At 68.7% G+C, this 11,040-nt stretch carries 7 protein-coding genes; all 7 read left to right on the forward strand.

Annotated features, from left to right (window positions below; genetic code table 11):
- Positions 1-137 precede the first annotated feature (137 nt).
- The 7 genes from ACFZDK_RS15795 to ACFZDK_RS15825 all read left to right on the forward strand — a co-directional run bounded on the left by ACFZDK_RS15795 (position 138) and on the right by ACFZDK_RS15825 (position 10,888).
- Positions 138-779, forward strand: coding sequence for a hypothetical protein (locus ACFZDK_RS15795; RefSeq protein ID WP_390972855.1), 642 nt, complete (start codon positions 138-140; stop codon positions 777-779).
- Positions 780-796: 17 nt separating this feature from the next.
- On the forward strand, positions 797-2,842 hold the full coding sequence (locus tag ACFZDK_RS15800) for a transposase (protein ID WP_390972857.1): 2,046 nt from the start codon (positions 797-799) through the stop codon (positions 2,840-2,842).
- 483 nt (positions 2,843-3,325) lie between these two features.
- Positions 3,326-4,621 (forward strand): helix-turn-helix domain-containing protein, encoded by a 1,296-nt coding sequence (locus ACFZDK_RS15805; RefSeq protein WP_390973411.1) that lies wholly within the window; start codon positions 3,326-3,328, stop codon positions 4,619-4,621.
- Positions 4,622-4,799: 178 nt separating this feature from the next.
- Positions 4,800-5,753, forward strand: a complete 954-nt coding sequence (locus tag ACFZDK_RS15810) for a fumarylacetoacetate hydrolase family protein (protein WP_390972859.1) — start codon at positions 4,800-4,802, stop codon at positions 5,751-5,753.
- A gap of 11 nt (positions 5,754-5,764) precedes the next feature.
- Entirely contained in the window at positions 5,765-6,412 is a 648-nt protein-coding gene (locus tag ACFZDK_RS15815; RefSeq protein ID WP_390972861.1) for a VOC family protein, read from the forward strand.
- Between the two features lie 3 nt (positions 6,413-6,415).
- Positions 6,416-8,263 carry an FAD-dependent monooxygenase gene (locus ACFZDK_RS15820; protein WP_390972862.1) on the forward strand — a complete coding sequence of 616 codons (1,848 nt, stop codon included), beginning with the start codon at positions 6,416-6,418 and terminating at the stop codon, positions 8,261-8,263.
- A 297-nt stretch (positions 8,264-8,560) separates the two neighbouring features.
- Positions 8,561-10,888 (forward strand): pyruvate dehydrogenase, encoded by a 2,328-nt coding sequence (locus ACFZDK_RS15825; protein ID WP_390972864.1) that lies wholly within the window; start codon positions 8,561-8,563, stop codon positions 10,886-10,888.
- The last annotated feature ends 152 nt before the right edge of the window (positions 10,889-11,040 follow it).

Here is an 11,040-nt window from a genome sequence, read left to right on the forward strand (position 1 = left end):
CATCTGGACCAGCTTGTCACGGCGTACGACGGGGACGCCAGGTTCCGGGATCGACTGCGTCTCGGGACGACTGGACTCGTCGGTGGAGCTCGACGTGGCGGATAGGCGCCGACGATGTCTGCTGGCCGATCCGGGATATGGCTCACGTGCCGGTGCTGTTGTCCCGGCCGATGCGAGGGTTCACGTGGCGGGCGAAGCAGGGACATCGCCCCGGACTCGAGATGATGACGTCAACGGGCGGGAAGCATGGCTTTGAGTCGCTGAAGGAAATGCGGCTGCTGGTCGCGTTGGACTTCCTGGGCGCATCGGAGGTGCTGTCGCAGCCGTTCCGGCTGGACTTTGAGCACGTCGGCGGGCAGTCCTGGCACATCCCGGACCACCTGGCCGTGTTCGGTGGAGGGATGTGGCCGCTGGACGTCCGCCCGATTGATCTGGTCAAGGATGCCGACGCGCTGAAGTTCTCGGCGTCCAGGGAGGTGGCAGCGGCCTGCGGGTGGCGGTATTCGGTGGTCGCGGGTTGGCGCCCGCATGTCTGGAGCGTCCTTGATCACCTGTCCTCGCGCCGCCGACCGACGAGGGATCTGCTGGGCATGCGGGACCAGTTGCTCACCGCTATCGGCGGCAAGGACAGGCGAGTGATGCCATTCTCAGAACTCGCGGACGCGACCAGCGTGCCTTCCGTTGGCCGGGCGAACATCGTCCGGCTGCTCCGGCAACGCGAGCTCGGCATTGACCTGGGCAGTCCCTTGCGCAACAGCTCACTGATCTGGGCGGTGTGATGGCAGCGAGGGGGTTCTTGCAGATCGCGGCGGGCAGGCGGATCGCGCTCAATGGCGTCGAGTGGACGATCGAAGACGTCCACGCCCAGCTCGGCCGACTCGCCCTCGTCGATGACGACGGCCGCGCGGAGACCCGCTCGTTCCGCTGGCTCATCAACCATGCTGACCTGCAGCTTCTTCCCGCAGTCGAATCGAGGCGCCCGCCGCCGGTCGCCCGGCAGCCGAGGACACTCGCCGACCTGACCAGGGACCAGTTGGAGCAGGCCCGGCTGCGTGCTGCGCACGTGCTGGAAGCCGAGACGGGGTTCCGGGAGGGCCACCCGGCTCGGGCCCTGCAGGGTGAGCCCCGGCCGGCCTACGACCCTGACCGCACGACGCCGACCCAGCGTCGGTACACGAAGGCTGCGGAGATGGAGGCTATGCCCCGTCCGGAAGCGGTCCGGTGCGGTCTACAGCACCTCAGCTACCGGACGCTCGTACGTCTGTCCGGACTAGCGGGCGAGAGTCTCTTGCTGGCCTGCGCGGACGGGCGCTGGACACGGCGACGCAGCGGGCACCGCAGCATCACGGAGGAGGTCCGGGAGGCGATCTTCGCGGTCAAGGCCGAGTGCGGCCCACGCGCCCGCCTGAGCCAGGCGGCCAAGTACCGGTTGATGCACCGGTACATGAGTGAGCGGTTCCCGACGTTTCCCACCGAGAAGATCCCTTCCCGCTGGACGTTCGCGGCCGTCTGGAAGGAGTGGTTCGCGCCCGACGGAGCCCGACCGCGTTACGGACGGACGGCCGAAGCCGCGGCGGAGGCCGGTGTCTCCGGCCGGATGGTTGTCCACCGCCCGGGCCAGGTTCTGGTGCTGGACTCGACCCCCATGCCGGTCAAGCTGCGCGAGACCGTGTTCGGCGACGCGATCAACTCGACACTGACCCTCGCACTCGATCTCTACACGCACGGACTGCCGGCCTTCAGGCTCACACTCCAGTCCGACACCTCGGTCGACATCGCGATGCTGCTGCGGGACGTGATGCTGCCGCTTCCGATGCGGGACGGCTGGGGCGAGGACATGGAATGGCCCTACGCAGGGGTCCCGGCAGAGGTGATCGCCGAGTTCACCGGGCACCGGGTCGCCGCGCTGCCGTTCTTCGCCCCGGAGACGGTCACCACCGACCACGGCGGCCCCTACAAGAACCACCACCTGGTAGAAGCCGAAAGGGAGATCGGCTGCCGGATCCTGCCTGCTCGCGTCCTGCGGCAGACCGACAAGTACGCGGTCGAGCGCCAGTTCCTCACCATCCAGACCATGCTCTTCGAGCACCTGCTGGGTTTCACCGGCGGCGACGTCGCGGACCGCGGGGCCGACCCCGAACGCGACGCGAGCCTCACGCTCGCGCAGGCCGAGCACATCATCGCCACCTGGATCGTCCAGATCTGGCAGAACCGCAAATTAGGCGAATACGCCCCCAGCTGGGCACCGGGTGAGGACCACAGCCCCAACACCCTGTTCGCCGCGGCCATGGAACAGGGCGGCTTCGACCTGGACTTTCCCGAACCGAGCTTCTACTACAAGGTTCTACGCAAGCACCACGTGAAGATCCATCCGCGACGGGGAGTGAAGATCCTCGGGCATTGGTATCACCACCCGGTCCTCGACGAGCCGCGCTTCCTGCACCCTTCCGCTCGAGGCGGCAAACACGCGGGCACGTGGGTAGTCCGCAGTGACCGAAGGGACCGCAGGCAGGTGTTCTTCCAGGACCCTGCCGACCACGAGACCTGGCACATCCTGCGCTGGCGAGGGCTGCCGCCCGAAGGTGAGATCCCCGCGTTCTCGGACAAGACCGCCGACGCCCTCCTGACACGCGTGAAAGCAAACAACATCAGGATCCACTCCGAGAGCGAACTCTTGGAACATCTGCTCGAGATCCTCGGCTCGGTCACCCCCGTCGACCAATGGCCCAGCCAGGCCAAGAAGAAGGCCGGAAAGAAGCGGCGGGTCGCCCAGGCCCGCGAGATAACCCGAGCGCAGGCGGCGGCCGCCGACCGCCCCGCCGCACCAGCCCATCGCGGATGAGTCGGCTCCGGCTGAGATGCCCGCGGCCTGGGCCGAGCACGCTCGCGCGACACTGTTACCGATGTGGTGGCCGTGTCAAGCGGAAGTCCCCGCGCGTTACGACCACGGTGATCTTGAGCGAGGAGACGGTCAGTCAGTGCGCCGCGCTGCCGGTCGTCCGCCGGTCCCACCGGACCGGATCGCGATGTGAAACAAGCCGTCGACGGGGGCGCCTGCGCGACGACGTCACAGCCGAGACGTTTGCCATGACGACCGTCGGCCCGCTCGTCCACCAGCGCTTTCTCGTGAGTGCCAGGCTCGGGTCCGGCTTCGTCTGCGCCTGGCTCCTGCTGAGCGGGCGGCGGTGGGAATCGAGCCTCCATCAGACCCGGAGCGCTTCATGTCTGGTGTCTGCTGTACTTGATGACTGAGGGTGCGCTCGGCGGCACGGACTGGTCGCTGCGCTTCGGTCCCGGACGGAGGTGGCGCGGGCCAGTGGACAACATGGGCGGATGGATTCGTGAGCTCGCGCCGCGCGGCCGGAGTGTGCTGTCCCGGTCGGTTCTGCCCTCGGCCCAGGTCAACCGGCTTGTCGACCGGGTCGGCGCGGATCCGGTGGCCTGGGCCGTCGAACTTGCCCAGGGCATGACTGATCACGTGACCACGCAGATCCCGCAGCTTGGCGTGGACGGCCTCGTGCAGGAGCTGCGGAAGGGATGTGAGGCCGTCGCGTTGAGCATCGTGGCTGCGCTGGCCGAGAACACCGAGGTCACGCCGGAGCCTCCGGCGGAAGCACTCACGGGCGCTGTGGAGGCTGTGGGCCGGGGAGTCGGTGTCGAGCACCTGTTGCAAAGCGTCCAGCTCGGACATGCCTACGCCGTAAGGGTGCTCCTGGCCGAGGCCGAACGACACCTGCCTGCCTCCGACCGGTTCGCGGCGGTGGCGCATGTCTCGGAGGTGCTGTTCGCGATCGTCAACCAGCTGTCCGCCGAGATGACTCGCGAGTTCTCCCGGGCGCATGCCGCCTGGGTGACCAGTTCGGCCGCCGTGCGCATGGAGCTGGTGCAGGACATCCTCGACGGAAAGCCAGTCGCTGCCGATCATGCGCACCGCGTCCTGGGCTACGACCTCACCCGCCGGCACACCGCCTTGGTGGTGTGGACTGACGACCTCGAACAGGCCGATCCCGGCCGGTTGGCAGAGCGCGCCGAGCAGCTGCTGCGGGCGGGCGGAGCGACGGGCACCTTGATCCTGCCTGTCGGACGGCAACGGGTGTGGGCGTGGGGGTCCAGTGTCCACGGTGCCTCGGTGACGCCGCCGACGTCGACGGGCACGCCCCGGTGCGGGATTCGGGTAGCGGCCGGGCTGCCCGAGTCCGGCGCCGAGGGGTTCGCGTTCAGTCACGGTCAGGCCCTCGATGCCGTCCGGGTCGGGATGCTGTCCCGCACCGACCGGTGGCTGTTCGACTACGCCGAACTCGACGTGATCGCCATGCTCAGCACGCATCTCGATGAGGCGCGCCGGTTCGTGCACCGTGAATTGGGTGGACTCGCCGGATCCGGGGAGCCTGCCACCACCCTGCGCACCACCCTCAAGTGCTACCTGGACACGGAACGAAGCCTGAACACGACGGCTGAGCTGCTGCACGTCGCGCGTAACACGGTTGCGTACCGCATCCAGCGGGCCGAGCAGCTGCGGGGCCGGGAGATCAAGGTCCGGCGGATGCACCTTCAGGTTGCGCTGGCGCTCGCGGAGGAGTTCGGCGACCTCGTGTTGAGCGAACAGACCACCCCACGCTGACGGCGCTGACGGCCCCTTTGGACTTCGGTCCATCGGCGGCAGGCCGGTTTGCACCACGAGCCAAGCGCCTCGACGGCTGTGTCCGCTGAACTGTCGGCATGTACTTCGGCTACTGGCCGCGATCGCTCGCACCGGCGCCGGCCTTGCTGGTCTGCTGCCGCCCCGCGAAGGAACGCGCATGGTGATCCACCTCGCCCGCTACCGCCTCGACGACGAGATCCGGTGGGCGACCGTCGCCGACGGTGGCCTGTCGCCGCTGGCCGGCAGCTACGCCTCGACCGCGGACCTCATCCGTGACGGCGCCGACGACTGGCGGTTGGCCGTTGAGCGACCTGCCCGAGTGCCGACCGAGTCGGTGGAGCTGCTGTCCCCGGTGACCACGCCCTGCCGCGTCCTGTGCCAGGGCGCCAATTACCGGCAGCACGCGATCGAGTCCGGGATGGATCCCGACGCGCGGCCCTTCAACCTGTTCTTCGACAAGACGGACGCCACGGTCACCGGTCCCGACACACCCGTCACCCGGCCGCCCCACGTGCGGCTGCTCGACCACGAGATCGAGCTCGCCCTGGTGCTGCGCAAGCAGGTCACCCAGCCGGAGACCGTCACCGCCGAGAATCTCCACGAGTACGTCTTCGGCATCACCATCGCCGACGACCTCTCCGCCCGCGACGTCCAGCTCCCGCAGGGCCAGTACCTCAAGGGCAAGAGCTACCGCGGGTTCTGCCCGGTCGGGCCCTATCTCGCGGTCCCGGATCCGGGCGAGTTCCCGCTCCTGGACGACCTGGAACTGCGCCTGGAGGTCAACGGCGAGCTCCGCCAGCACGACAGCACCCGCAACCTGCTCTACCGGCCCGCTGAGACTCTCACCGAGCTGACCACGTTCTGCGACCTCAGTCCCGGAGACCTGCTGCTCACCGGCACCCCCCACGGCTGTACCGCGACCACCCCGCCGGCGCTGGTCCGCCGCCTGGCCACGGCGCTGCTATCCGAGGACAGGCTCTGGCGGATGTTCATCCGCTCCAACCTCCGCAAGCCCTACCTCCAGCCCGGTGACCTCGTGACCGCGAGCATTCGCAGCCCCGACGGCTCCATCAACCTCGGCCGCCAGCACACCACCATCACCACATCCTGAAAGGACCGATCATGGAAGCCGCCAAAGAAGCCGGCACCCACAGGCCCACGAACGCGAGCGACACCGCGCCGGCCTTCGTCGCGCACTGGGTCGTCAAGACCGCCCGCCGCGACGAGATGATCACGTGGTATCGCGTGGTCTTCGGCGCCCGCGTGGTGCACGAGGGCCGGCAGGTCACATTCCTCAGCTGGGACCACGAGCATCACCGGCTGGCGCTGGTCACGGTGCCGTCTGTCCTGCGCTACCTCTTCCCGCTGGCACGGCTGCGGCGCAAGGTGTACGGGATCGACCACCTCGCCGTCCAGTTCGCCTCGCTCGAACACCTGCTCACCACCTACGAGCGACTCAAGCAGGCGGGCATCCGCCCGGTCTGGGCCATCAACCACGGGCCGACCACCTCGCTGTACTACGAGGACCCCGACGGCATCCGCCTGGAGTTCCAGGTGGACAACTTCCCCACCACTGAGGCCACTGCCGCCTTCTTCGGCAGCAAGGAGTTCGCCGCCAACCCGATCGGCACCGAGTTCGACCCGGACTACCTGCTCGAGCGGCTGCGCCGCGGCGACGACCCGGCCGAGCTGCTCCGGCCCGGCGCGGGCACCCCGCGCGGCACCACACCACGGGCCAACAGGCGGGCGATCACCTGGAAGACTCTCTAGGCCATGCGCACCGCACCGGTCGTGATCGCGGGCGCAGGCCCGACGGGAAGCACCCTCGCACTACTGCTGGCCCGACACGGTATTCCCAGCACGGTGCTCGAACGCCGCGAGCAGCCCCTGATGCACCCTGCGGCCCACATCATCAACGCCCGCTCACTCGAGATCTGGCACCACACGTCACCCCGGCTTGCCACGGAGATCACCGCGCTGGCGCCGCCCACAGACACGATCAACATCATCCGCTGGTGCTCACGGCTCACCGAGTCGCTCGGCGAGATCGACCTGCTGTCGGACCCCGACCGTCTTACCGACCTCCAGGCGCACAGCCCTTTCCTGATCGCCCACATCGGACAGCACCAGCTCATGCCCGTGCTCTGGGCGGCGCTGGATCGCGAGCCGCTCGTCGACTTCCGCCCCGGCACCGCGGTCAGCGCGATCGAGGCGGGCGCCGACCGGATCGCCGTGCACACCGAGCGCGCCACGCAGGCACTCGATGCCGCCTACCTGGTCGCCGCCGACGGCGCCAACAGCATGGTCCGGGACAGCGCCGGCATTCCGCTGCAGGGCCCGGTCCTGGCGAACATGGGCAGCGTCTTCTTCCACGCCCCCGAACTGCACCCGCCCGGCACGGTCCGCCCGCTGCTCAGCTGGATCTACCAGCCCGACTTCTGCGGCGTCATGATCGCCCACGCGAACGACGACTACATCCTGATGACCGCCTACCTACACCCGGAACAGGAAATCGCCAGGGACAGCCGGCGCTATTGGGAACGGGCACTCCCGCGGGTGCTGGGCAGCACCGAGGTCACCATCCGGTCCACGGGCACGTGGAAGATGACCTCCCAGACGGCCCGCGCCTTCCGGCAGGGGCGCCTGCTCCTCGCCGGCGACGCGGCGCACCGTTTCCCGCACACGGGCGGTTTCGGCCTCAACAGCGGTGTGCAGGACGCCCACAACCTCGCCTGGAAGATCGCCGCGGTGCTCCGTGGAGGCGCCGACGACGTCCTGCTCGACACATACGAGTCCGAGCGCAGACCCGTCGTCGAACGCTTCGCCGAGCAGAGTGTCGCCAACCACTTCCTCCTCGACGAGGTGACCGCGCCCGTGGGAATCACCAACCGCGCGGTGCGGCAGACCACCGAGGCCCTCGCCCACCCGCTGTTGTCCCGGGTGCCCCCTCGCGCGCTGGGCTGGGCCTGCGACCGCCTCACCCCGCTCCAGCTCAAGCGCACCGGAGTGCTGCTCGCGAGTACCCCCCGCGGCCGGCGAGTCCGGGCACACATCGCCGCCGCCATCCCTGACCAGCTCGAGCACTTCGTCTCCACCGGGCTCGAGTTCGGCTACACCTACGACGGTCCGCTCATCCACGCCGAAACCCCTCCGCCAGGTGGTGGCGACGTGGTCACCTACCGCCCCACCACCCGTCCCGGCGCCCGCCTCCCCCACGCCGTCGTCCAGCACGAGGACACCCCGCGCCCGGTCCACGACCTGCTCCCGCACGATGGACTGGCCCTCGTCACACCGGATCCCGGGGCATGGGAGCGCGCACTGCGGGAGCGACCTGCCGACTGCCCGCTCCCGGTGCGCGTCGTCGGCCTGGTCGCGGCGTCCCCGGCCGAGGAGGGGACGCTCGTGGAGCTGTTCGAGGTCGGCCGACACGGCGCGGTTCTGGTACGGCCGGACGGCCACGTCGCCTGGCGCACCACCGGCACGGCCGGGCAGGCGACGCCGGAGCTGAACCGGTTCCTGCGCGACCATTGGCAGCCGTACTGGAAGCCCGATCCGGCTATTGCTCGCCAACTGGGAGCAGACTCCGTCGTGCCAGCAGTGAGTAGCCCGAACATCGAATAAGACAACGCTGTGAAGGTGCCTCAATGACCGAGGACCTCCTTGTAAACACACCCTCTGGCACCATTCCCTCCCCCTGGGCACCGCTACCGGCGGCCGCCGTCACACGCTGTAAGAACCCTCGCAAGGTGCGGGCGCACCCTTGCTCACAGCGGTGGGTCCTCGCGCATCGCTCCCGCTCACGGCTCCCAGACCGTCTCGGTCCAGGCAGCCTTCTCGATGGCTTCTCACCCCGCAGATGTGAGAGCGGAAGCGCACTCTCATGGTTCGTGTTTCACACCGAAGTCAAGGACGGCAACAATGACGAGCCCCCCACTCGGCCAGACCACAATCTCCGAGGACCTCGCCGTACTCCGCGAGGTCGAGAACCGGGTTCTGTGGTTGTCGACCGCGATCATCGACCATGCCAATCGCGTCCGCCCCAACACGTCGGGCCTGAAGGTGGGCGGACACCAGGCGTCGTCGGCCTCGATGGTGTCGCTGATGACCGTCTTGTGGTTCAGGCATCTACGCGCCGGCGACCGGGTTTCGGTCAAGCCGCACGCCTCGCCCGTCCTGCACGCGATCAACTACCTGCTCGGCAGCCTCGACAGGTCCTACCTCTCTCGGCTGCGCGAGTTCGGCGGGCTGCAGAGCTACCCGAGCCGCGCGAAGGACCCTGACCCGGTGGACTACTCCACCGGCTCCGTGGGCATCGGCGCGACCGCGCCGATATGGGGCGCGATGACCCGCCGCTATGTGGAGTGTTCCTTCGGCGGAGCCGGCACCGGCCGGCAGTACTCGCTGGTCGGCGACGCCGAACTCGACGAGGGAGCAGTGTGGGAGGCCGTGCTGGACCCTGCCGTCTCCGACCTGGGCGAGATCGTGTGGATTGTCGACCTCAACCGCCAGTCGCTGGACAGGGTCGTCCCGCACCTGGCCGCAGACCGACTCCGTGGGCTCTTCAGCGCTGCCGGCTGGCAGGTGATAGAGCTGAAGTACGGAAAAGTCCTCGAAGAACTCTTCCGGCAGCCGGGCGGAGATGCCCTTCGCCGGCGTATCGACGATATGAGCAACCCGGAATTCCAGCGCCTGCTGCGCTGCGACGCCGACGAGGTACGCCGTCGGCTGCCCGGCACCGGCCCCGATGCGGCCGGTATCACCAAGCTGATCACCAGACTGGACGACGAGAGCTTGGTCAGGGCCCTGGCCAACCTCGGCGGCCATGATCTTGACGGGCTCGACGCGGCATTCGGTGCGATCGACGACACACGGCCCACCGTGATCCTCGCCTACACCGTCAAAGGCTACGGCCTGCCCATGCAGGGCCACCCTCAGAACCACTCCGCGCTGCTGACCGGGAACCAGATCAGTCAGCTGGCGGACCGGGTCGGGGCTGATGTGGACGATCCGTGGAGGCCGCCACCCGCGGGCAGCCTTGTGGCGGAGCTCTGCCGCGAGACCGCACAGCGCCTGCGACGGGAGGAAGTCTCCCTGGCCCCGCCGCAGACTCTGCCGCTCGACCTTGGCCGCACACCCACGTCCACAAAGGCCACCACCCAGGCCGCGCTCGGTCGGACACTGCTCGACCTCAGCCGCCAGGCACCCGATGTCGCGCGGCGCATAGTCACGGTGAGCCCCGACGTCAGCTCATCGACGAATCTCGGTGGGTGGGTCAACAAGGTCGGTGTCTGGTCGGCCACCGAGCGGACCGACTGGTTCGCCGACGACCGCGAAACGATCCTGCACTGGCGGGAAAAGCCCAGCGGACAGCACATCGAGCTGGGCATCGCCGAGGTCAACCTGGTCGGCCTCATCGGTGAGCTCGGCGCGGCCTGGAGCCGGTGGGGCCAGCCCCTGCTGCCGATCGGCGTGCTCTACGACCCGTTCGTCGAACGCGCCCTGGAGCCGTGGTCGTACGGCATCTACGCCGGGGGACAGTCCATTCTGGTCGGCACCCCTTCCGGGGTGACCCTCGCCCCGGAAGGCGGCGCCCACCAATCGATCAAGACTCCCTCGATCGGCATCGAACAGCCCGACTGCGTGACCTACGAACCGGCCTTCGTCATCGACACCGAATGGACCCTGCTGGCCAGTCTCGGACGCCTTGGGAAGCCGGATGGCACATCGGCCTATCTGCGACTGTCCACCCGCCCGATCGATCAGGGCCTCGCCGCCGTCCCGGTCGATCCTGCCGCCCGGGAAATCCGCCGACGGCAGGTCGTAGGCGGGGCCTACGCTCTGCGGCGCACAGACGACCCGGTGGTGGCCCTCGCCGTCATGGGCGCCCTCGTGCCGGAGGCCCTCGCGGCCGCCGACCGCCTTGACCAGAGCGGCATCCGGGCTGACGTCATCTGCATCACCAGCCCCGACCTCCTCTACCGCGCCGTGCGTGCCCGCCAGGGCCAGGACCCGGCCGACCACTGGATCCTTGACGAGGTGTTTCCCGCCGACAGGGCGACACCCCTGGTCACGATCCTGGACGGTCACCCGCACTCGCTGGCCTTCCTCGCCACGATCAACCAGGTCCCGACCACAGCACTTGGCGTCACCCGCTTCGGGCAGTCCGGCTCCTTGGACGAGGTCTACCGATACCACCACCTTGACACCGAAAGCATCGTCGGGGCCGCACTGGACCTGGTCGATTAGCCCCGCCCCGTTCAACTCAAGCCCGATCGTCGGGGGTGCGGGCGCGGAGCCGGCCGCCGGTGAGGTCGAACTGGTACTTGGCGGCGATGGCGCGTACCGCTTCCACTTGCCGGGGGTGCGAGGGCGGGTAGTCCTGCTCCAGGTCTGCCTCT

The sequence above is a fragment of the Streptomyces sp. NPDC007901 genome (assembly GCF_042959465.1).
Taxonomy (GTDB): Bacteria; Actinomycetota; Actinomycetes; order Streptomycetales; family Streptomycetaceae; genus Streptomyces.

Excerpts from the sequence above, each read along its gene's own strand:
- ACFZDK_RS15795 (WP_390972855.1), top strand. The coding sequence starts at position 138 with ATGGCTCACGTGCCGGTGCTGTTGTCCCGGCCGATGCGAGGGTTCACG.
- ACFZDK_RS15805 (WP_390973411.1), top strand. The coding sequence starts at position 3,326 with ATGGGCGGATGGATTCGTGAGCTCGCGCCGCGCGGCCGGAGTGTGCTG.
- ACFZDK_RS15810 (WP_390972859.1), top strand. The coding sequence starts at position 4,800 with ATGGTGATCCACCTCGCCCGCTACCGCCTCGACGACGAGATCCGGTGG.
- ACFZDK_RS15815 (WP_390972861.1), top strand. The coding sequence starts at position 5,765 with ATGGAAGCCGCCAAAGAAGCCGGCACCCACAGGCCCACGAACGCGAGC.
- ACFZDK_RS15820 (WP_390972862.1), top strand. The coding sequence starts at position 6,416 with ATGCGCACCGCACCGGTCGTGATCGCGGGCGCAGGCCCGACGGGAAGC.
- ACFZDK_RS15825 (WP_390972864.1), top strand. The coding sequence starts at position 8,561 with ATGACGAGCCCCCCACTCGGCCAGACCACAATCTCCGAGGACCTCGCC.